Source organism: Nocardia sp. NPDC050175, assembly GCF_044459885.1.
Lineage (GTDB): Bacteria > Actinomycetota > Actinomycetes > Mycobacteriales > Mycobacteriaceae > Nocardia.
In genome coordinates this window covers 951,335-973,193 of sequence record NZ_JBITJI010000002.1, presented here as the reverse complement: position 1 = coordinate 973,193, position 21,859 = coordinate 951,335, and the positions used below count along the sequence as shown (strand labels likewise).

The 21,859-nt window shown below is 69.1% G+C and carries 19 protein-coding genes; 8 read left to right on the top strand and 11 right to left on the bottom strand.

The window, feature by feature from the left end:
• The first annotated feature begins 133 nt into the window (after window positions 1–133).
• The gene (locus ACIBK2_RS09825; RefSeq protein ID WP_396965491.1) at window positions 134–679 is read left to right on the top strand and encodes a carboxymuconolactone decarboxylase family protein; all 546 of its coding nucleotides are present in this window, start codon (window positions 134–136) and stop codon (window positions 677–679) included.
• A gap of 13 nt (window positions 680–692) precedes the next feature.
• On the opposite strand, the gene ACIBK2_RS09820 is transcribed toward ACIBK2_RS09825, so the two are convergent.
• The gene (locus tag ACIBK2_RS09820) at window positions 693–1,415 is read right to left on the bottom strand and encodes a hypothetical protein (RefSeq protein WP_396965489.1); all 723 of its coding nucleotides are present in this window, start codon (window positions 1,413–1,415) and stop codon (window positions 693–695) included.
• 235 nt (window positions 1,416–1,650) lie between these two features.
• Here ACIBK2_RS09820 and ACIBK2_RS09815 point away from each other — a divergent pair, with 235 nt between their 5' ends.
• Window positions 1,651–2,115 carry a tRNA (cytidine(34)-2'-O)-methyltransferase gene (locus tag ACIBK2_RS09815; protein ID WP_396965487.1) on the top strand — a complete coding sequence of 155 codons (465 nt, stop codon included), beginning with the start codon at window positions 1,651–1,653 and terminating at the stop codon, window positions 2,113–2,115.
• Window positions 2,116–2,341: 226 nt separating this feature from the next.
• Here ACIBK2_RS09815 and ACIBK2_RS09810 read toward each other — a convergent pair whose 3' ends face one another.
• From ACIBK2_RS09810 to ACIBK2_RS09800, 3 genes are all read right to left on the bottom strand, one after another.
• Window positions 2,342–3,388, bottom strand: a complete 1,047-nt coding sequence (locus ACIBK2_RS09810; protein ID WP_396965485.1) for a DUF4349 domain-containing protein — start codon at window positions 3,386–3,388, stop codon at window positions 2,342–2,344.
• Between the two features lie 88 nt (window positions 3,389–3,476).
• Complete coding sequence (locus ACIBK2_RS09805; protein WP_396965483.1) at window positions 3,477–6,929, bottom strand: error-prone DNA polymerase; 3,453 nt, start codon at window positions 6,927–6,929, stop codon at window positions 3,477–3,479.
• A gap of 21 nt (window positions 6,930–6,950) precedes the next feature.
• Window positions 6,951–7,406 carry a hypothetical protein gene (locus ACIBK2_RS09800; RefSeq protein ID WP_357386441.1) on the bottom strand — a complete coding sequence of 152 codons (456 nt, stop codon included), beginning with the start codon at window positions 7,404–7,406 and terminating at the stop codon, window positions 6,951–6,953.
• Window positions 7,407–7,561: 155 nt separating this feature from the next.
• Between ACIBK2_RS09800 and ACIBK2_RS09795 the strand changes: the two genes are divergently transcribed.
• Window positions 7,562–8,545 (top strand): SDR family NAD(P)-dependent oxidoreductase, encoded by a 984-nt coding sequence (locus tag ACIBK2_RS09795; RefSeq protein WP_396965480.1) that lies wholly within the window; start codon window positions 7,562–7,564, stop codon window positions 8,543–8,545.
• A gap of 34 nt (window positions 8,546–8,579) precedes the next feature.
• Here ACIBK2_RS09795 and ACIBK2_RS09790 read toward each other — a convergent pair whose 3' ends face one another.
• Both ACIBK2_RS09790 and ACIBK2_RS09785 read right to left on the bottom strand, forming a co-directional pair.
• The gene (locus ACIBK2_RS09790) at window positions 8,580–9,476 is read right to left on the bottom strand and encodes a sucrase ferredoxin (protein WP_396965905.1); all 897 of its coding nucleotides are present in this window, start codon (window positions 9,474–9,476) and stop codon (window positions 8,580–8,582) included.
• Between the two features lie 20 nt (window positions 9,477–9,496).
• Window positions 9,497–10,252 carry an alpha/beta fold hydrolase gene (locus ACIBK2_RS09785; protein WP_396965478.1) on the bottom strand — a complete coding sequence of 252 codons (756 nt, stop codon included), beginning with the start codon at window positions 10,250–10,252 and terminating at the stop codon, window positions 9,497–9,499.
• Window positions 10,253–10,431: 179 nt separating this feature from the next.
• Between ACIBK2_RS09785 and ACIBK2_RS09780 the strand changes: the two genes are divergently transcribed.
• Window positions 10,432–11,136, top strand: coding sequence for a class I SAM-dependent DNA methyltransferase (locus ACIBK2_RS09780; RefSeq protein WP_396965476.1), 705 nt, complete (start codon window positions 10,432–10,434; stop codon window positions 11,134–11,136).
• Here ACIBK2_RS09780 and ACIBK2_RS09775 read toward each other — a convergent pair.
• Window positions 11,127–12,731 (bottom strand): DNA polymerase Y family protein, encoded by a 1,605-nt coding sequence (locus ACIBK2_RS09775; protein ID WP_396965903.1) that lies wholly within the window; start codon window positions 12,729–12,731, stop codon window positions 11,127–11,129. The two genes, ACIBK2_RS09780 and ACIBK2_RS09775, sit on opposite strands and share 10 nt — an antisense overlap.
• Before the next feature lie 19 nt (window positions 12,732–12,750).
• Entirely contained in the window at window positions 12,751–13,539 is a 789-nt protein-coding gene (locus ACIBK2_RS09770) for a hypothetical protein (protein ID WP_396965474.1), read from the bottom strand.
• Between the two features lie 391 nt (window positions 13,540–13,930).
• Between ACIBK2_RS09770 and ACIBK2_RS09765 the strand changes: the two genes are divergently transcribed.
• Window positions 13,931–15,052 (top strand): serine/threonine-protein kinase, encoded by a 1,122-nt coding sequence (locus ACIBK2_RS09765; protein ID WP_396965472.1) that lies wholly within the window; start codon window positions 13,931–13,933, stop codon window positions 15,050–15,052.
• A gap of 28 nt (window positions 15,053–15,080) precedes the next feature.
• Here ACIBK2_RS09765 and ACIBK2_RS09760 read toward each other — a convergent pair whose 3' ends face one another.
• Window positions 15,081–15,728, bottom strand: coding sequence for a response regulator (locus ACIBK2_RS09760; RefSeq protein ID WP_396965470.1), 648 nt, complete (start codon window positions 15,726–15,728; stop codon window positions 15,081–15,083).
• A 178-nt stretch (window positions 15,729–15,906) separates the two neighbouring features.
• Window positions 15,907–17,307: a PspC domain-containing protein gene (locus tag ACIBK2_RS09755; RefSeq protein ID WP_396965468.1), complete on the bottom strand. Its 1,401-nt coding sequence runs from the start codon at window positions 17,305–17,307 to the stop codon at window positions 15,907–15,909.
• A gap of 157 nt (window positions 17,308–17,464) precedes the next feature.
• On the opposite strand from ACIBK2_RS09755, the gene ACIBK2_RS09750 reads away from it, so the two are divergent.
• Together ACIBK2_RS09750 and ACIBK2_RS09745 are read left to right on the top strand one after the other, a co-directional pair.
• Window positions 17,465–19,084, top strand: coding sequence for a PspC domain-containing protein (locus tag ACIBK2_RS09750; RefSeq protein ID WP_396965466.1), 1,620 nt, complete (start codon window positions 17,465–17,467; stop codon window positions 19,082–19,084).
• Entirely contained in the window at window positions 19,077–19,289 is a 213-nt protein-coding gene (locus ACIBK2_RS09745) for a hypothetical protein (RefSeq protein ID WP_357386427.1), read from the top strand. The genes ACIBK2_RS09750 and ACIBK2_RS09745 overlap by 8 nt, the downstream gene beginning before the upstream one ends.
• 64 nt (window positions 19,290–19,353) lie before the next feature.
• Here ACIBK2_RS09745 and guaA read toward each other — a convergent pair whose 3' ends face one another.
• Complete coding sequence (guaA, locus tag ACIBK2_RS09740; protein WP_396965463.1) at window positions 19,354–20,922, bottom strand: glutamine-hydrolyzing GMP synthase; 1,569 nt, start codon at window positions 20,920–20,922, stop codon at window positions 19,354–19,356.
• Between the two features lie 135 nt (window positions 20,923–21,057).
• On the opposite strand from guaA, the gene ACIBK2_RS09735 reads away from it, so the two are divergent.
• Entirely contained in the window at window positions 21,058–21,858 is an 801-nt protein-coding gene (locus tag ACIBK2_RS09735; protein WP_396965461.1) for an alpha/beta fold hydrolase, read from the top strand.
• Window position 21,859 lies beyond the last annotated feature (1 nt).

The following is a 21,859-nucleotide window of genomic DNA, read 5'->3' as shown; positions in this document are numbered from 1 at the left end:
GCGCGGAGCCTAACCGCGGACGCGAGTCAGGTCGCTTGTCGGACAAGAGGTTTAGAATCCCAGACCAATCCTCTACTACAAGACGTAGTTTGAATGTAGAGTCGAATGATCCGATTCAGGAGGGGTGGGGTAGATGAGAGCCTTGACACGGATTTGGCACTACCTGAAGGCAGTGCGGCAGGCGAAGCGGAACCGGTCCGATCTGGCCGGTTGGCTGCTACGCCGACCACAGATCTTGTTCAGCACCATGATGTTCGAGTCCGCGCTGCTGTTCGCCAACCGACTGGACCCGAAGCTCAAAGAGCTGGCCGAGCTGAAGACCGCGGGCCTGGTGAACTGCGAGTTCTGCCTGGACATCGGCTCGGCGCTGGCTCAGTCCACCGGCCTCACCGAGCAACAACTCGCCGACCTGCCGCGCTACCGAACCAGCGACGCCTACACCGACCTGGAAAAACTCGTCATCGCGTTCGCCGAAGCGATGACCGCCACCCCGGCGGTGGACCTCGAAGACCTGCGCACCACCTTGCTGACCCACCTGTCGAAATCCCAACTCGCCGAACTGGCGGCCACCATCGCCTGGGAAAACCAGCGCGCGCGTCTCAACCAGGGCCTCGGCGTCCGGCCGACCGGCATGGCCGAGGGCGGGATGTGCGCACTGCCGGAGCGCCCGGCGAAGTAGCGCGGACCGGGGCTTATACCGGCCACAGACAAATGACGGGGACGGCGATCCAGCTAACGATCAAGGTGAACCACACTATGCCCAGGAGAAAATTAACTCCTGGAACAAGGAGGCCGGGGAGGGCCAAAAGCAGCATGATGGTGCCTGCCGCCAGCACCGGCACCGCCGCCAGCATCGCCCAACAGTCAGGACCCAAGAAGACTTCTTTGGCCGAGGCCGCGACATTGTGCAGTTGGTCGGCGGTAAAGGTTTGCTGCACCGGTGCGGCATCGTCAATCCAGGCCGTGATCGCCGCGGACTGATCGGGGCGGCTCACGATCCGACTTTCGACATGGCGGGAAACCGCGCCGTTGGCGTCGTAGAGCACTCCGAGGGAATCGCCAGTCGCCGTGGACGGAGTGGCCACCAACGTCCGCCCATTCGGCAGCCCGAACGCGACCGCCTGGTCCCACACTGGAGCATCCGCCGAATGCCACGGAACCACCCCCGCCCCGACATCCCCAATCGCCTTGTCCCGCAACGACACCGTATCGGCGGCAGCCAACGGACGCAGCTGAGCCAGCGCGTCCCGCAACTCGCCGACCGCCTGCGGATCAAGCGAATCGGCGCCGGTAGTACTGTCCCCCGAGCCCGGCATCGGTGCGGCCTCGACTACCGCCGGCCTCCCCGCCATCGCCACCGCGGTGACCGTCAAACAACCCATCAGCACAACACTCAAACGCCGCCGAACGCGCATGTTTCCACACTCCTATCAGACGCGAATAAGACCAGTTAGTATATACGTCCGATCGGTCGCTTATATTGCGATAAGTTACCTACCTCACACAGCTGAAGCCTGAACAGCGCCCACACGGCGCTCGAGCGATTCCGGGATGGGGTGGCAGCCTCCGACTCGATCTCGCTGCAAGGTGCGACCGCGACGACGGTAGGTCAACGAATCAGTTCTGCATGCACCTGATTGACTGTCTGCCGTGTTCCGACTGATGTTTCATGAGCCCGCGATCCCCGGAAATACCGGCAATGCGATTCGGTTGGTCGCTGGGACCGGGTGTGAGCTGCATTTGGTCGAACCGTTGGGGTTCGATCTCTCGGAGGCCAAGCTGCGGCGGGCCGGGTTGGATTACCACGATCTGGCGTCGGTGACGGTGCACAAGGATCTGGCGGCGGCGTGGGAGTCGGTGCGGCCGGAGCGGGTTTTCGCGTTCACCACGCACGCGACGACGCACTACACCGAGGTGGCGTACCGCGAAGGTGATGTGCTGCTGTTCGGTACGGAACCGACGGGGCTGCCCGCGGCAGTGCTCGAGGATCCGCACATCACCGGCCAGCTGCGCATCCCCATGCTGCCGGGCCGCCGTTCGATGAACCTGTCCAACGCCGCCGCCGTCACGGTGTACGAAGCCTGGCGTCAGCTCGGCTTCCACGGCGGCGTGTGACCGCCGCGCACGGATTCGCGGTCGGCGCACAGAATTGTCGGCGAACTCGTGCGCGGCGGGACAACGGATGCGCGGCGCGATCAGGCTTGCCGCGCAGGCGGTTTCGTGGACTGGTCCCGTCTCTCCTACCATCGCCGTAAGTTAGACGGCTGCAGCGCTGTTCATTCATCCGCACGAAAACTCGGCGTGCCCGCCCTCGATCGCCGGGCACGCCGAGTATCGGTTCTCAGGACTCCGATTCTGCCGAACTCGCTGAGCCCGCGGAACTTCCGGTGCCCGCCGAGGTTCCGGTACCCGCCGGGGTTCCAGCGCTCGCCGAACTCTGGGCACCCGCCGCGGCCGTCGAGCCGCTCGCGGCCGCCGGACTCGGTGTCGGCCCACCTGCGCCACTCTTCTTGCGCCGCAACACCGTCCGCAGCACACCCCAGATCACGGCGGCCAGCACCACCAGGAAGCCGAGCCACGGCAGCGCCTTACCGGTGAACACGACCGCGTCCTTCAGCCAATCCACCAGCGAATGCCAGCCCGTGACGATCCCCTCCCAGAAGTTGTCCGCGCGATCCTCCTGGGCCTTGGTGGTCGCGGTGGTGATGTCGATGTTGAGCGTGGACAGCGCGACCTCGTCGTCGAGGTGCCGCTTCTGCGCCGTCAGGCTGTCGAGTTCGCCCTGACGACTGGACAGCGCCTGCTCAGCGTTGATCAGGTCGGCGGTGTTGGTCGCGCCGGCGATGAGCCCGCGCAGCCGGTCGACGGAGGCCTGCAGCGCCTTGATCTTGGCGTCCAGGTCTTCCCACTGCATGGTCACGTCGTCGCGGTTGGTGTGTACCCGGGTGACCTTGCCCAGGCCGCCGAGTCCGTCGATGAACGTGTCGGTCTTGTCCGCGGGGATCCGGATGGTGAGCGTGGCGCTGGGATCGGCGTCGTCGGTGCCGGGCTGTTCGGTCCTGCTGTCGATCCGGCCGCCGACCTCGCGCACCCGGTCGGCGATCTTGCTCGCCGTGTCGATCGGTTTGCCCGCGGTCATCTCGACGCTGCCGGTGACGACTTCCTTACGTGTGGTGACCGTTTCGCCACCGGCGGCGTTGTCTTTGCGCGCGGGCCCCTGATCGCGCAGCCCCGGTGGCGCCGACGCGGGGGCGGGTTCCACGGTGGCGTAACTCTCCGGCCGGCCGGGTGGCGGCGGGACTCTCTTCGCGTTGTCGGTGTCGCTGCCGCAGCCGACGAGCAACGTCAGACCGAGCAGACCGATGCACAGCACAGCAAGCTTCCGCATGATTCGCACAGTAGCCGCTCTGGCTGCGCGAATAGCCGGACGTAACCGTTCTCTAGAGCCCTTCTAACACTTTCCTAAAAGTGGCGGATCAGCGGAAGTCACGCGACTTGGAGTCGACCCGCAGATCCATCCGCTGCAGGTGTTCGGCGACGACGCTGACCGCTCCCTCGGCGTTCTGCACGCGGCCACGGATGAGCAGGGCGGGGGCGCTCTGCGCCAGGCGGCGGAAGCGGGCCCACAGACCGACCGAGCAGACGACGTTCACCATGCCGGTCTCGTCTTCCAGATTGAGGAAGGTGACGCCTGCGGCCGTGGCGGGACGCTGCCGGTGCGTCACCGCGCCGCCCACCAGCACTCGCGATCCGTCGCGGACGGCGAGCAGGCCCGCGGCGGGAATCACGCCGAGGGCATCGAGCTGTGGGCGCAGGAATTCGGTGGGATAGCTGCCCGGGGAGACGCCGGTGGCCCAGACGTCGGCGGCGGCCAGTTCGAGGTCGCTCATGCCGGGCAGCACGGGGGCGGTGGTGGCGGCGCCGGTGCCGGGCAACCGATCCGGACGTTCGCCCGCGGCGGCGCCCGCGGCCCACAGCGCGGCCCGGCGGGTGCTGCCGAGACCGCCGAGCGCCCCCGCGGTGGCGAGCGATTCCGCCTGCACGACAGTGAGTTCCACCCGTCCGGTCAGGTCGAGGAAGGAGGTGTAAGGCCCCTGATCCCGTGCGGCGACGATCTTTTCGGCGAGGTCGGCGCCGATGTGCCGGATCGAGGCCAGGCCGAGGCGCACCTGGGTGCCGTCGTGTTCGAGGGTGGGTTCGGCGCGACTGGCGTTGATGTCGGGGCCGTGCACCAGGACTCCGTGCCTGCGCGCGTCCGCGACCAGGGATTGCGGGGAGTAGAAGCCCATCGGTTGCGCGCGCAGCAGACCGGCGCAGAAGGCGGCGGGATGGTGCAGCTTGAACCACGACGAATAGAACACGATCGAGGCGAAGCTCTGCGAATGGCTTTCCGGGAAGCCGAAATTCGCGAAGGCGTAGAGCTTCTCGTAGATGCGGTCGGCGACCTCGCCGGTGATGCCGTGCAGGTCGCGCATGCCTTGGTAGAGGCGTTCCTTGAGCCCCTCCATGCGTTCCGGCGAGCGCTTGGAACCCATCGCGCGGCGCAGCTGATCGGCCTCGGCGGCGGTGAAACCCGCGACGTCGACGGCCATCTGCATGAGCTGCTCCTGGAACAGCGGGACGCCGAGCGTGCGGGACAGCGAATTCTCCAGTGCCGGATGGTCATAGGTCGCCTCCTCGTTGCCGTTGCGCCGCCGGATGTAGGGGTGCACCGAACCGCCCTGGATCGGACCGGGCCGGATCAGCGCCACCTCCACCACCAGGTCATAGAATTCGCGCGGCTTCAGCCGGGGCAGCGTGGCCATCTGCGCGCGCGACTCCACCTGGAAGACGCCCACCGAGTCGGCGCGGCACAGCATTTCGTAGACGGCGGCTTCCTTCAGATCGAGCTTGTGCAGCTCGACGATCACGCCGGTGTGCTCGCGCACCAGGTCGATCATGTAATGCAGCGCGGAGAGCATGCCGAGGCCGAGCAGGTCGAACTTCACCAAATCGATGGCGGCACAATCGTCCTTGTCCCACTGCAGCACGCTGCGGCCGGGCATGCGCGCCCATTCCACCGGACAGACGTCGGCGATGGGACGGTCGCAGATCACCATGCCGCCGGAGTGGATACCGAGATGCCTTGGCAAGCCTTCTATTTCGGATGCCAGCTGCAGCACCTCGGTGGGGATATCGGTATCGGTATCGGAGCCGACTCCCGACCAACGGCTCACCTGCTTGCTCCACGCGTCCTGCTGTCCCGGCGAAAAGCCAAGTGCGCGTGCGGCATCGCGGACCGCGGACTTGCCGCGATAGGTGATCACATTGGCCACCTGGGCGGCGTACGCACGGCCGTACTTGGTGTAGACGTGCTGGATGGCCTCCTCGCGGCGGTCGGATTCGATGTCGACGTCGATATCGGGTGGTCCGTCGCGCTCCGGCGAGAGGAAGCGTTCGAACAGCAGGTTGTTGGTGACCGGGTCGACATTGGTGATGCCGATCGCGTAGCAGACGGCCGAGTTGGCCGCCGAACCCCGGCCCTGGCAGAGGATGTCGTTGTCCCGGCAGAAGGTGACGATGTCGTGCACCACCAGGAAGTAGCCGGGGAATTCCAGCTTGTCGATCACCGCGAGCTCGTGCTCGATCTGCCGGTATGCCTGCGGGTTTCGTTCCGGCGGCCCGTAACGGGCCGCGGCACCCTCGAGGGTGAGCGCACGCAGCCAGGACTTCTCGTCATGTCCGGTGGGCACGTCGAACGGCGGCAGCTTCGGCGCGATCAGCTTCAGGTCGAAGGCGCATTCGCGGGCCAGCGCGGCCGCGTTGGCCACCGCCTGCGGGCAGTCGGCGAACAGCCGCGCCATCTCCGCGCCGGAACGCAGGTGCGCGCCGCCGGCCGGGGCCAGCCAACCGGCGATCTCGTCCAAGCTCTGCCTGGCCCTGATCGCCGCGAGCGCCATGGCGCGGCGGCGCTGGCCCGGCGCGGCGAAATGTGCTCCGGTAGTAGCGAGTACGGGGAGACCGAGGCGGTCGGCCAGGGCGATGAGGTGGGCGTTGCGCTCGTCGTCCTCCGGGATGCCGTGGTGGGTGAGCTCCACGCTCACCCGGTCGGCGCCGAACCGTTCCGTCAGGTCGCGCAGCGCGGCCTCAGCGCGCACGAGACGGGTACTGCCCGAACGTAAATCGTCCGCGAGGGCCTGCCGCAGGTGGCCTTTCCGGCAGCCGGTGAGGATCTGCCACTGTCCTTCGGCGGCCGCGGTGAGCGCGTCGAGGTCGTAGCGGAGGATGCCCTTCTCCCCCGCCGCCATATGGGCGGCCGCGATCTCCCTGGATAGTCGGCGGTAGCCCTCCTGACCGCGGGCCAGCACCAGCAGGTGTGGCCCGGCGGGATCCGGGGATCCGGTGCGCGGGATGGAATCCGGTGCGTCGACGTGCCCGCGTGCCGCGGTCGAATCAGCAAGCTGCTCAGTGGATTCCGAGGTCTTGACCCGCGCACCGCGGGGACGCCGCTCGGTTCCCCGGCGGGCCCGTCCGTTGACCGGAGTTCCTTCGGCAGACTGGGTGCCCAGCGACAGCTCCGCACCGAAGACCGTCGGCATCCCCCACTCTCTGGCCGCCTCCGCGAAGCGCACGGTCCCGTAGAACCCGTCGTGATCGGTGAGCGCGATCGCCGCCAGGCCGAGTCGCACGGCCTCCTCCACCAGTTCCTCCGGCTGGCTCGCGCCGTCCAGGAAGCTATAGGCCGAGTGCGCGTGCAGTTCCGCGTACGGCACCGTCGGCCCGTCGGCGGGCCGCACTGGCTCGGCCAGGTACTCGCCGCGCTTGCGCGACCAGGCCGGGCTGTCGCCGCCGTCGCCGGGGTACATCGCGTCCGGGTTGGTCCGGCCGGGCCGCCCCGACAGCACCCGCTCCAGTTCCGCCCAGGTAGGCGGCCCGTTGCTCCAGCCCACCGCGTCACCTCCTCGGACGGATCAGTTGGTCGGCAACGGTGCGGTCGAGCCCTCGGCGAGTGCCGCGTCGACATGGTCGAGGCCGGCTCGGATCAGGGCGCCGTAGGCGTCGTTGGCGAGGACATCGAGGTGGCCGCGGGCGATGGCCAGTTGCATCCGGGCGGCCTCGAAGTCGCCGACGCGCCGGTGGCTGTCGGCGAGATTGAGGTATAGCGACGGGAGGAAGCTGCGGAGTCCTTCGTCCAGCGGGATGCCGGGGCCGAACACCGCGGCCAGCGCCCGCCGATCCCAGAGCAGCGCGGCGGCAGCCGTGTCCTGTAGATCGGCGAGGTGATGCGCGATCACGCAGCGGTGCAAGGGATCACCGCCCTCACCGATCTCGTCCCACAACTTCTCCAGCGCCTGTCGCGCCGCCGCCTGGTCCCCACCACCGAGCCGCACCGCGGCAAAGATTTCCGCCATCCGATCGTCCGCCATGCGGTGAGTATCGCACATATGTTCGATCGATTTCGAGAGGTTGTTTCGCCCGTGTTCACCACCTCGACCCCAGCCCCGAAAAGTGACCAGTTCCACTTGGCGGGTAAACTTACTTGAGAGTAAGTTCATGCCAACCAACTGCAAAGGAGGCAGCGATGACCGACGCATCCGCTGACGCCGGCCTGCCCGAGACCCGGCGCGGCCGTCGCAGCCGCGACATCTCCGGGCGGCATGTCCTGATCACCGGCGCCTCCTCCGGCATCGGCAAGGCGGCGGCGATCGCCGTTGCGGGCAAGGGCGCCACCGTTTTCCTGCTCGCACGCCGCGCCGACGAACTCGCGTCCGTGGTCGAGGAGATCAGGGCGGCCGGCGGCATCGCCTACGGATACCAGTGTGACGTCACCGATTCCGACTCGGTGGACCACGCCGTGAAGACCATTCTCGATGAGCACGGCCACGTCGACATGCTGGTGAACAACGCGGGCCGGTCCATCCGCCGCGCCATCCACCGCTCCACCGACCGGCTGCACGATTTCGAACGCACCATGGCGGTCAACTACTTCGGCGCGCTGCGCATGACGCTGGCCCTGCTGCCGCAGATGCGCGAGCGCAAGTTCGGCCACATCGTCAACATCAGCAGCGCGGGCGTGCAGGTGGCGACGCCACGCTTCGCCGCCTACCTGGCCAGCAAGGCGGCGCTGGACAAGTTCGCCGAGGTGGCCTCGGTCGAGACCATGGCCGACGGCGTCACCTTCACCACCATCCACATGCCGCTGGTGCGCACCCCGATGATCACCCCGAGCGGCGATCAGGGCCAGCCCGCCGAATCCCCCGAGTGGGCGGCCGCGACGATCGTGCGCGCGCTGACCGAACGCCCCAAACGCATCGACGTGCCGATCGGCACCTTCGCCGAGTACGGCGCCCTGCTCACTCCCAAGTTCCGCGATCGGATCCTGCACCGCTACTACCGGGCGCTGCCCGACTCCCCCGCCGCCAAGGGCGAGCTGGTGGAAGAAGCCGACGATGCGCCGGAAACCGTTGTCCCCCAGCGCGCGCCGCGCCCCCGCTCGGCGGCCCGGCGCGTCACCGGCACCGCGCTGCGCCGCGCTGCCCGCTGGGTGCCGGGGACCCACTGGTAGGCCCGAACGGGACATGGCTGCGGCATCGTCGCGATCAGTCGGCGGGTAGCTGCTCGATCGTGTCGACCGCGAGGGCGGTTACGGGTTTGGTAGCGGCGTTGCAGCTGGCCTGCCGCGGCGGGAAGCCGATGGTGCAGGCGGTGACTCGCCAGCGGCGGCCGTCGCGGTGGGTGACCAGGGCGGCGCCGGCCGAGGTGGGGTCGGCCGGGGTCGAGTCGGGGTCGGGCGCGACCGTGAGATCGTCGGTGGCGGCGGAAATCTGTTCGCGCACAGCGACTTCCGCGAGCTGCTCCAGCGGCGGATAGCAGCTGCGGCCACGCAGGCCGCGCAGCGAGACCTGGCCGCGGCGGGCCGCCTCGACCATCTCCTCGGCGGACGCGACGTCGAGTCGGCCGTAGGTGAGTCCGGCGGGCAGCAGCACCAGGGCGGGCGCGAAGCGGTGACCGCCGGTGTGCGAGCACTCCCACACCTGCCCAGGGTATTTCGTCGCGAGTTCGGCGGCGATCGGGCGGCCGAGCAGCGCGCAGCACTGGTCGCGTTTTCCGTGCGCGCACACCAGCACCAGCGGATCATCTACGGGCACACCGATTCCCGGCGCAGGGCCGTTCACCACATGCAGGTCGATATCGAGCAGCTGCTTCAGATCGGTGATCTCGAAGCGTTCACACCAGGAGCCCTCCGGTCGCGAGCTGGCGAGCAAAACCGTTCGGGTGCCGGTGAATTCGTTGCGGCCGGGGCGGCGGATCAGGGTCGGGCGCACGTGCGCGGCGGCGGTGCGGGCCGCCAGTTCGGGGGTGAGCTCAGCGCCGAGCACCTCGTCGCCGATCACGTCGCGGCCCCACGCGCCGGGGTGTTCGACGCACAGCCAGCCGGTTACCTCGGTAGCGGTGCCCGGCAGCGGCGTCCCCGTCGCGGCTGCGGAACAGAGCATCCCCTCGAATCCGGGGTTCTTCACGCCGCGAGGAACGGATGTACGGCGGCCGCGAACTCGCGATAACGGTCGCGGTGAATGCTGTGACCGCTGGAAAAGGCGGTGACCGTGCAATCGGGAATGGCGGTGCGCATGAGCGCCAGCTTCGCCGGGTCGACCATGCCGCCGGGACCACCGCGCAGCACGAGTGTCCGCGCGGCGATATCGGGCAGCCGGTCCCACCACTCCGGGTTCGGCTTGCGGAACTGTTCCAGCGCGGTCCTGGTCATGGACCGGTCGAAGGCGAGCACCGCGCGCGGATGCCGGACCAGGCTGCTCGTCGCGTGCCAGAGTTCCGGCACGGTCGGGAAGCGGCGGGTCAGCCGCAGCTCCTCGGCGCCGGACTGCAACGGCAGCGGGCACTCCTCGATGACGAGGCGGCGCACCAGCCGCGGCCGCTCCTGCGCGACGCGGGAGACCGCGTAGCCGCCCAGCGAATGGCCGACCATATCGACCGTGGACAGTTCCAGCCGGTCGCACAGTTTCCGCACGTCGGCGCCGAATTCGTCGAAGCGGTATGAATCGGTGTGTGAGCTGCGGCCGTGGCCGCGCAGATCGGGAACGATGACCCGGCGACCCGCCTGCACCAGTTCGCGCGCGAATCGGTCCCAGGTGTGCCCGTCCCCGCCCATGCCGTGCACCAGGAGCACGGGCACGTCGGAACCCGCGGTCGCCCCCGAATCCCGGTAGGCGATCCGCACGTCACCGAAGTCGAGTCTGGTCACCGTGAGATCCACGATCTTCGAGAGTACTTGGCTTGTCAGCTACCGGCCCGGGACTTGTTGTACGGATCACGTGAGCCGGGTGCCACATCGTCGGGCCCGCCGCCTGCGCGGACTGCGGAGCCACCCGCTGTACGGCTGGTGCCCGGAGAAAATATCTCGCGAATCCCGTTGTGCCGCGAAATACTCCGCGCATGCCGTCATTCGCGGACTACGACCGCCGAAACTATCCCACCGTCGATGTCGCCACCGGATACGACGGATGGGCGCCGACGTACGAGCAGACCGTCATGGACGAGATGGATCTGGCGCTGCTGGCCCGGCTGCGACGACCGGAGTGGCCGCGGGTGCGGAAAGCCGCCGATCTGGGGTGCGGGACCGGGCGGACCGGGGCATGGTTGCGTACGCAGGGCGTTCCCCATATCGACGGGATCGACGTGAGCGCGGGGATGCTGACGCGGGCGAAGGAACGCGGGGCACACACCACGCTCACCCAGGCGGATGTGCGCGACACCGGGCTGCCGGGTGGGGCCTACGACCTGGTGATCGCCTCGTTGATCGACGAGCACCTGCCCGAACTCGCACCGTTCTATGCCGAGGCGTGGCGGCTGGCCGCGCCCGGCGCGCGGTGCGTCCTGGTCAGCTTCCATCCGCAGTTCATGATGACGACCGGGATGCCGACGCACTACACGCCACGGGGCGGCGAGCCGGTGGCGATCAGCACGAACCTGCACCTGCTCAGCGAGCACGTGACGGCGGCGCTGGACGCGGGCTGGCTACTCACCGAGCTCATCGAGACGCTGATCGACGACACCTGGCTCGCGGCCAAGCCGAAATGGAAAGAGCTGCGCGGACAACCGTTCACGATGGCGACGGTGTGGTCGCGGCCTCAGTCGTAAAGTCCTTCCGCGCGCCAGATTTCGTCGTGATAGACGAGCAGTAGCACCCGGACGTCGGACGGTTCGCCGTCGAGCTGCACCTGTGCACGAGCGGTGAAAGTTGTTGGGGTGCCGTTGTTCTCGGACGATTCCGGTGCCCACCACCGTTCGTCCACCGGCCATGGTCCGGCCCACGCGGTCAGCCGCCACTGTCTGCTGCCCCAGTGCAAGCGGGACGGATCGGCGCTGAACAGGGCGCGCTCGGTGACCAGAATCGGGACGCCGTCGGCGGCTTCCAGACGCACCAGCGGACGGTTGAGCAGCAGCAGGGCGGGGGCGGGCTCGGGCAGCCTGCCCGGCCACGGCAAGGCCGGGTCGGCGGCGGGGACGGGTTCGTCGCCCAGCGCGACCAGGGTGATCCGCTCGGCGGGCCCACGACCGCCGCTGAGCACGCCGATCCGCACCGCCTCGCCGCCGAGCAGGCCCTGCACCCGGATCAGCGCGCGCCGGGCCCGTTCGTCCTGCTCGCCGACGCCGCCCCACAGCCCGAGCTGTAGCGCGCCCGCCGCCACCACCTCGACCGGCTCCAGCCGCAGCAGGGTGACCGGTGCGGTGGGCCGGTCACGCCGGGTGAGCCAGCCGTCCAGCTGCCAGCGCACCCGGTCCGCGGTGCCGTCCGGGGTCAGCGGTTCCGCGCACCGCCAGATCCGGGAAAGTTCCTCCCCCGCATCGGTTTCCGCGAAGATCGATAGTCGGGTGCAGGCCAGCCCGGCGTTCGACAGCTCGGCGTGCAGCTTGGTGGCGAGCATGCGACCCGCGAAGGCGGCCGCATCGACCCGCTCGATCGGCGGGTCGCAGCGGTACTCCACCGTCAGGTCTTTGGGTGGCGGCTGCGCGGAGGGCGGCCGCTCGGGTTGCGCCTGCGCGCAGCGGTGCGCGAGCACCGCGTCGGCGCCGAATCGCGAGGCGACCTCGACGGAGGTCAGTGCGGCGAAATCGCCGATCCGGCGTAAACCCAAGCGGTGCAACAGATCCACCAGGTCGGCGCGCTCCGGTGCGGCCAGGCTCGGCTCGGCCGCGAGCTCGCGCACCGGCATCGGCGCGAGAAACCGCGCCCCCGCGCCGGCGGGCACGAGCGCGCCGCGCCGGGCGGCGATCACCGCCGTGGACAACTCGTCGGCGATGCCGATCTGCGCCTCCACCCCGGTGGCGGCGGCCGCGTCGACGAGCCGCTCGGCCGCCGCCTCTTCGGAACCGAAAAACCTTGCGGCGCCGCGTGCCCCGAGCACCAGCAGCCCCGGCCGCAGCACCTCGACCCCGGGCACCGTCGCGTCGACGGCCGCGACCACCGGCTCGAACAACCGCGCGTCCCGATCCGGATCCGCCTGCGCGAGAAAAAGATCCGGGCACCGCGCCTGCGCCTCCCGCCGCTTCAGCCCGCGCCGCACCCCGTCGGCCCGCGCGATCGCCGAACACGCGATCACCCGATTGGCGAACAGCACCGCCACCGGCTGCGTCGCGGGCAACCGCGCCACCGCGGCGGCGGCCACCGCTGGCCAATCCGGACACCACAGCGCCAATACCCGCGCCGCCCCTTTCTCTCGGCTGGGCAGCATCACCGCCGGAGCTCCGCTGTCACGAGACCGCCTCATTGGCATCGACCGGTATCGCGGTGCGCGTGGGTGTTTCATGCAACGCCCATTCGACTCGGCCGGAGTTCGAGCGCAAGTCCAGCCGACCGCGGCGGGGCGGGCCCGCCTTGCCGCGCACTTCGACCTCGAGGCCGAGCGAGCGCAGGCGGCCGCGGCCGTGACCGAGGCCCGCGTAACCGGCGATGCGGGCGTCGAGGTACAGGGCGGCGCCGGGCCAGCGGCCGTCGGTGACCACGAGGGTGGCGCCCTTGTTGCGGGCTCGGGCGGCGATCACCCGGGTGCGGGCGGGCGCGACGGCGGCGCCGCCGAGGCCGAGCACGACCAGGTCGAGGCCGTCGAGCAACACGGCGGCCACCTCCACCGGGTCCGGGCCGGGGTCGGGGATCACGGCCAGTCGCTCCAGCTGAGCACCCATCTCCACCGCGGCGAGCAGGCCGAGCCGGGGCACCCCGACCACCGCGGCATGCCCGCCGTCCTCGGTCACCGCGGCGAGCAGGCCAGCGAGCAGCGAACGCGCACCGGTGTAGGACACGACGGAACCTTTCGCCAGGCCACCGCCGGGCAACAGCGCAGCGAGCGCGGGCGGCACGGCAAGCGACTCCCGGCGCAGTTCGGCATCGAGCGGAATGCGCTCGGCCGCCGCCTCGCCGCGACCGGGTATCGCGGCCATTCTTCGGCGCAGCTCAGCCAGCGTCGGTGGGCTCTCCCGCCCTGCCTCGAGCGGCCTTGCCCGCGGTTGTGCCCCCTCCTGCGGTTTCGCATCCGAACCCATCCCTACCACCTACTTCCCACGATGGACCCGAGGCGACGCGCACGGAACGACCCCCCTGACGAGGGATCAGCACCGATTCAGCTATCGATCCGTATCGAATATACGTTCGATACCTGCTCAGTAGAAACCGACCCCCGGGTTCCGTCAAGGCCCCACCCCCACCACCGCGATTTCGCAACGATGCCGTTGTAACCGCTGGTCGGTCAGTTGCTCAGCCGTTATCGCGGCGGCGAACCGGACAACCCGCCGTCACAGTGACGAACACCGCCGACCGTGCCGACCACTGCGGCAGGCACCGACGGACAGATCGACTGCGAACGAGGCATAGAAACGGCGGCCGTTCGTGTCAGCAAACCCCGTAGGCCACCCTGTTTTCCGCTACCCTCGCACCGTGACCGAACGCGCTCGTCCCATTGTCGGCCCCGACTATCTTGTTGCCGGCCGCTACCGGCTGCAGTCGAAGCTGGGTGGCGGTGGCATGGGCGCGGTCTGGCTCGCGCACGACCGGCTGCTCGACCGGGACGTCGCCATCAAGCAGGTCATCTCGACGGCCGGGCTGGATGAGGCCGAGGCCAACGAGATCCGCGCCCAGATCATGCACGAGGGCCGGGTCGCCGCCAAGCTCTCGCACGAGCACGCGATCGCCGTGTACGACGTGGTGCTGGAGGCGGGCGAGCCCTGGCTGGTGATGGAGCACCTGCCCTCGCGCAACGTGGCCAAGGCGCTCGCGCTGGTCGACACGCTGCCGCCGATCGAGGTAGCGCAGATCGGCGCGCAGGTCGCCGACGCGCTGGCCGCCGCGCACGCGGCGGGCATCACGCACCGCGATATCAAGCCGGGCAATATCCTTGTCGCCGACCGCGGTCCGATCGTCGGCATGGCCAAGCTCAGCGACTTCGGCATCTCGCGCGGCGCGGGCGAGCACTCCGACGAACCCGACGGCGTGATCACCGGCACCCCCGCCTACCTGCCGCCGGAGGTGGCGCGCGGCGCGCAGCCGACCAAGGCCAGCGACGTATTCTCCCTCGGCGCAACGCTGTACACCGCGATCGAGGGGCAGCCGCCGTTCGGTCTCGACGAGGACAGCGATGTGCTGGTGCATCGCGCGGCCATGGCGCAGATCATTCCGCCGACCCGCAGCGGCATGCTGACCGAGGCGCTGCTGCACATGCTGGAACCGGCACCGCAGCGACGGCCGACGATGGCCGAGGCCAGGGACGAAATCCTCACCGCCGCCTTCGGTCCCGGCACCGGGCCCTACATTCTCGGCGCGCCGGTACGTACCGAGGACGGCACGATTCCGGCCTGGGCGGCGCGGAATTCGGCGTCCGGCCTGCGCAGTCCGCACTCGACCCCGCTGCCCCGACCGCACCGCGCTCCGGCGGGCGCCGCGGCGGTGCCCGCGCCGCAGCGGGCCAAGCTGCCGCAGGCGAGCAACGCGCCGCTGGCGATCGCCGTCGGCCTGCTGATCGGTCTGATCATCATCATCGCGATCATCATCGCGGTGATGTAAACCCCGGCCCACCAACGCGGTTGCCGATTCAGTCGATGCGGCGGTGGTGCGCCCAGCGGGTGAGCGCGTTGCGATTGGACTGCTGGGTCTTGCGGAGCACGTTGGAGGCGTGCGTCTCCACTGTTTTCACCGAGATGAACAGGTTTTCGGCGATTTCGCGGTAGGTGTAGCCGCGGGCGAGCAGCCGCAGCACCTCGAGCTCACGCGGGGTCAGCGAATCCAGCTCCGGATCGAGCGGAGGCTCGGGCACCTGCGATTTCCCGGTGAACGAGTCGAGCACGAAACCGGCGAGCCGCGGGCTGAACACCGCGTCGCCGCCGGACACCCGGCGAATACCGTCGGCCAGTTCGGCCCCCGAAATCGTCTTGGTCACATAGCCTCTGGCGCCCGCCCGGATCACCGCGATGACATCCTCGGCGGCATCGGACACGCTCAGCGCCAGGCACACCGGTCCCTCTTCGATGCCGGCGAGTACCGCGACACCACCACCGTCGGGCATGTGCACATCGAGCAGCACCACATCAGGATTAGTCGCTTTGATACCGGCGATCGCCTCGGCCACCCCACCGGCCTCGCCGACCACCTCCATGTCGGTTTCCCTGCTCAACTCCGCTCGCACACCCGACCGGAATACTGCGTGATCATCAACGAGAAAGACCCGCACGGTCACACTCATCCGCCTCTCCGCGTATTTAAGCCAGACCTAGGTGCCGCGTCAGTAACGTTGGCGGCTGGCGGTGATGTAGTAGGCACGTTAGCCCGTACCCGACGAGTTACCCATGTTCGCATGAAATCAGCTGTCCGGTTTGCCGATCAACTGTCCACCCGATCAGTCTGGCGCTGCGAGACCTGGATCATGTTGCAGAAACCTGGTCACCATTCGGTACGCCTGCGGCATAGTGCACGGACGGATCCTCCGAGACAGCAGCCGAATTGGCTTCGTCTGCCGGTTCCTCACCACCGGAATCGGTGCGCGGCATGGTGATTCGCACCTCGGTGCCGCGGCCGGGCGTGGACAGGATCTCTACCTGTCCGCCGCGGCGTTCGATCCGGCCGCGGATGGACTTCGCCAGGCCCTGCCGGTCCTGCGGTACCGCGGTGGTGTCGAAACCGGCGCCGCGGTCGCGCACGAAGATGCTCACCTGGTGCGGCTCGGTCTCGGCGAACAGGTCGATCTCCGGCACCCCCGCATGCTTGGCGGCGTTGACCAGCGCCTCCCGGCTCGCGCCGAGCAGCGCGGTGAAGTGCTCCTTCGGCAGGCCGGCGCCGGTCTCGCCGATGTCCATCGACACGTCGCCGACGGTCACCGGGGTCACCTTCACGCCGTGCTGGTCCTCCACCTCGCCCGCGATGGTGCGCAGCGCGGCGGCCAGGCTGGACTGCGCCGGACCGGAATCCTCGAACAACCACTTGCGCAGTTCCCGCTCCTGGCTGCGGGCCAGCCGCACCACCTCCTGCGGGTCCTCGGCCTGGCGCTGGATCAGGGCCAGCGTCTGCAGCACCGAATCGTGCAGGTGCGAGGCGATCTCCTCACGTTCCTCATTACGGATGCGGGCCGAACGTTCCGCATTCAACGCCCGCATCATCCGCAACCACAGCGGTACCGTCAGCAGCCCGGCCCCGACCAGCGTGACGGCCACCGCGATCAACGCGGACCCGAGCGAGCTCAGATCGATCCTGGCCAGCACCACCACACCGAGCCCCGCCACGATCAGCGTGCCGCCCGCGACGATGCGCGCCCAGGTCACCACCGAGGGACGCGCGGGCAGGCCGAGCAGCGAGCGCGGGCCGTCCGCGTCGTACTCCCGCCACACCAGCGCCGCGCCGATGGCGACCACGATGATGGGCGCGATCACATTCGCCGCGGTCCCGCTGAACAGCCACGACACGCCGACGGCGAGGCTGATGCCGAGCAGCGCCAGCCCGATCGCCTGGCGTCGTTCGGAGCCGGACGCCTTCGTCACATCCGAGCCGCCCGGCGTGAAGATCCACAGCAGTCCGTAGGAGACGATGCCGGCACCGAACGCGGACAACAGCACGAAGGCCATCCGCACCTTGAACACGTCGATCCCGAGGTGATCGGCGAGCCCGCCGGCCACCCCGCCGACGATCCGCCCACCCGAGCGCCGCGCCATCCGGGCATGCGGCGGCTGCGCCGGGTGCGACACCGGCGCGGGTCCGAAACCGCGCCCGGCGTCGAACCCCCGCGCGGCATCGAACCCTCGGGCGTCGAACGAGGGGGCAGACGGGTACATGCTCTCGATAGTGGCACGTCATGACGACAGCTAGCCATCAGGAATCCCCCTGATCTTCGCTACTTAGCGGATGATTGCTTTGACCATGCGGCTCCAAAAGGATCAGGAGAATCTTCAGGGTTCTCCCCGATGTGTGGATGTGCTGGTCAGGCACAGGATGGGAACCATGACGAAAACGAGCTTCGGGGACCAGCTCCAGCAGATCTGGCGGACACGCCCGGCGCGGTTGCCTCGGCAGGGGCCGATCGCCGGCGTGGCGGCCGGGTTCGCGCAGCGGTACAACGTCGATCCGGTGCTGGTGCGGGTGGCGTTCGTGGTGTCCGCGATATTCGGTGGCTCCGGGGTCGTGCTCTATCTACTGGCCTGGCTGCTGTTCAGCGCCGCCGGTGACGAGTCGTCCGCGGCGGAGTCGCTGGTCGGCAAGGGGCAGAGCTCGCAGTCGCAGACCAAAACGATCGTGTTGATCGTCGCGCTGGCCATCGCGGTGAGCACGATGGGCCCGGTCGGCGTCGGTCTCGGCGGCTCGGGGCTGATCAGCATGGCCTTGATGCTGGCGGGCTGGTGGATGCTGCACCTGCGCAATCCGGAGCCGCCGCCGGGCACCACCAGCGAGTTCAGCGGGCTCGTCGCGGACAGCGGCATCATGGCGACCGGCTACCCCGGCGCGGTCTTCCCGCAGGGCGCCCAGCGCACCGCAGGCGATATGTATGTGCCGCCGACCAGCATGTACACGCCGTATACGAAGTTGCCGGACGCCTATACCCCGGAGGCGCCGAGCGGCACCGAAACCGTGCTGCCGCACCGCGATTCCGGACCGAGCGACCACGTGCCGCCCACCGACGCGGAGACCGTCCTGCTGCACAAGGGCGCTGACAGTGCTGGAGCGCGACCCGAAAAGGGCGACACACCAGACGAATCCGTAGCCGACACCGTGCTGCTCGACAAGAACGACAACGCCACCGAGGTGCTCGACACCCGAAGCGGCTCGGGCTCGACCACTTCCGATACATCGGCCGCAGCCGGCCACACCCCCTCGCTCAGCAAAGACTCGGCACCCGGCCGCACCTCCGCGCTGAAGCCCCCGACCCCGGCCACCATCGGCCGCCCGACCCCACCGTCCTGGGACCCGCTCGGCGTCGCCCCGCTCGCCTGGGACCTGCCCGAGCCGACCCCGGTCCGCACCGTCGTCGCCGCACCGCCGAAGCGCCCACGCTCCCGGCTGACCCCGGTGATCATCGGCCTGGCCATCCTCGCCGCCGCCGGTGCGGGCGCGCTGGCCGCCTCGGGGGTCGAGTGGATGACGCCGGGCCGGATCGCGGCGGTGGCGTTGGCGGTGATCGGCCTCGGCCTGGTGCTCGGCGCGTTCCTGCGGCGCGGGTACGGCCTGCTGGTGCTGACCGCTCCGCTGGCCGGGTTCGTGCTGCTCGCCTCGGCGATCGGCCCGATCGACTTCAACCGCGGCGCGATGGGCGAACACAACTGGACGCCGACCTCAGCCGGTGAGCTGGAGTCGACCTATCGGGTGTCGATGGGTTCCGGCACGCTGGACCTGCGGCAGCTGAACCTGACCGCGAATCGCACCGTCGATGTCAACGTGCAGATGGGCGACTTCCAGGTATGGGTGCCCGCGGGCATGACCGTGCGCGCCAACTGCACAGCTGCCGTCGGTAATGCCAAGTGCGACAACGGCATCACCGGGCCGAACACCCCGGGCGCTCCGGTGCTCGACCTGAACATCAACGTCCGAGCCGGAAACGCGGAGGTACACCGTGGCTGACAAGTCCACCGAAACCGAGTCTCGCCGCGGCCCGTCCGCCTCGCTGCTCATCATCGGCCTGCTCGCGCTCGGCGTGAGCGCGTGGGCCTTCGTCGGCCCCGAGTCGTGGCCCGCGTCCAGCGCGGTCCCGATCGGCTGGATCGTGGTGCTCGCCGCCATCATCATCGGCATCGTGCTGGTGGTGTCTCCGCGCAGGCACCGCTGATCAACCGGACAAAAAATGGCCCGTCCTGGAAAGGACGGGCCATTTTTGTTGCGCTAGTGGGGATTCACTCCCATTCGATGGTGCCCGGCGGCTTGCTGGTCACATCGAGCACGACTCGGTTGACCTCGGCCACCTCGTTGGTGATCCGGGTGGAGATCCGCTCGAGCACCTCGTAGGGCAGCCGGGTCCAGTCGGCGGTCATCGCGTCCTCGCTGGACACCGGGCGCAGCACGATCGGGTGACCGTAGGTGCGGCCGTCGCCCTGCACGCCGACGCTGCGCACATCCGCGAGCAGCACGACGGGGCACTGCCAGATCTGCTTGTCCAGCCCGGCCGCGGTGAGCTCCTCGCGCGCGATGGCGTCGGCCTGCCGCAGCGTGACCAGTCGATCCTCGGTGACCTCGCCGACGATGCGGATGGCAAGGCCGGGGCCGGGGAACGGCTGACGGCCGACGATCTCCTCGGGCAGGCCGAGCTCGCGGCCGACGGCGCGCACCTCGTCCTTGAACAGCAGGCGCAGCGGTTCGACCAACTCGAATTCCAGGTCGTCCGGCAGGCCGCCGACGTTGTGGTGGCTCTTGATGTTCGCGGTGCCGCTGCCGCCGCCGGACTCGACGACGTCCGGGTACAGGGTGCCTTGCACCAGGAACTCGACCGTCGGTGTCGCGCCGTCGTTCTGCTCGATCACCACCTCGGAGACCGCGTCCTCGAAGGACCGGATGAACTCCCGCCCGATGATCTTGCGCTTCTCTTCCGGATCGGTGACGCCCTTCAGCTCACCGAGAAACTTGTCCACCGCGTCGACGGTCACCAGCTTGGCACCGGTCGCGGCGACGAAATCCTGCTGCACCTGCTCGCGCTCCCCGGCCCGCAACAGGCCATGGTCGACGAACACACAGGTCAGCCGGTCACCGATGGCGCGCTGCACCAGCGCGGCGGCGACCGCGGAGTCGACACCGCCGGACAGCCCGCAGATCGCGTGCCCGTCCCCGATCTGCTCGCGCACCGCGGTGATCAGCGACTCGGCGATGTTAGCCGGGGTCCAGGTGGCGCGGATGCCGGCGATCTCGTGCAGGAACCGGCTGAGCACCTGCTGCCCGTGCGGCGAATGCAGGACCTCCGGGTGGTATTGCACGCCGGCCAGGCGCCGGGCCCGGTTCTCGAACGCGGCGACCGGGGCGCCTGCGGAGGTGCCAGTGACCTCGAAGCCCGCGGGCGCGTCGGTGACCGCGTCGCCGTGGCTCATCCAGACCGGCTGGATGGTGGGCAGGCCGCCGTGCAGCACGCCACCGTCCACATTGAGCTCGGTCCGGCCGTATTCGCGGGTGCCGGTATGCGAGACGGTGCCGCCGAGTGCCTGCGCCATCGCCTGGAAGCCATAGCAGATGCCGAAAACGGGGATGTCGAGATCGAACAGCCGCGCGTCCAATTGCGGTGCGCCGTCGGCATACACGCTGGACGGGCCGCCGGACAGGATCACGGCGAGCGGCTGCTTCTCGGCGATCTCCTCCACCGTGGTGGTGTGCGGGATCACCTCCGAGAACACACTCGACTCGCGGACCCGCCGGGCGATCAGCTGTGCGTATTGCGCGCCGAAGTCGACGACGAGGACCGGTCTCTGTGTATCTGCCACCAGCACAGTTTAGTGACGCGGCAACACGGGCGAACCATCGGCACAGCAGCTTCGCCGTGCCCAGCTCCAGCAAGCAAAAAGGCGAGCCAGCAAATCGCACCACCCGCCCCCGTGCCGCTGGCTATTCTCGTGCTCGTGCCATTCGCCCGCGCGATCGACGCCGACATCCACTACGAGGACAGCGGCGGGAGCGGCCCGGTGGTGCTGCTAGCACATGAATTCTTCATGGATCGGACCATGTTCGCGGCTCAGATGGCCGCGCTGGCACCGGAATTCCGGATCGTCTCGTGGGACGCGCGCGGCCACGGCCGCACCAGGGACGAGGGTCTGCCGTTCACCTATTGGACGGCCGCGCGCGACGCGCTGACCGTGCTCGACCACCTCGGCGCCGAACGCGCGGTGGTCGGCGGCACCGCGCAGGGCGGCTTCACCGCGCTGCGCACCGCGCTCATCGCGCCGGAACGGGTGTCGGCGCTGATCCTGATCAGCACCGAGGCCAACGGCCCGACCGCCGAGCAGTCCGACGCCACCCAGCAGTTCCTGGAGCAGTGGTACGACGACGGCTCGCGCGAGCAGGCGGTCAACCAGCTGGCGTCCTGGCTGATCGGCGACGACAAGTGGTACCGCACGATCTGGACCACCCGCTGGTTGCTGCGCGAGTGCCGCGGCATCGAGGTCGCGGCGGGCTGCCTGCTCAGCCGGGACTCGGTGCTGGAGCGGTTATCCGAAATCACCTGTCCCGCCTTGGTGATTCACGCCACCGACAGCGGCATCCCGCCCGACCGGGCCAGGCAGCTGACGCAGGGACTCACCGCCGCCAGCTACGTCGAGATCGCGGGCGCCCGGCTCGCGGTCACCATGACGCACCCCGAACCGGTCAACATCGCCATGCGGCAGTTCCTGCGCGAACTGATCACCCCGTCACACGCACGCTGAA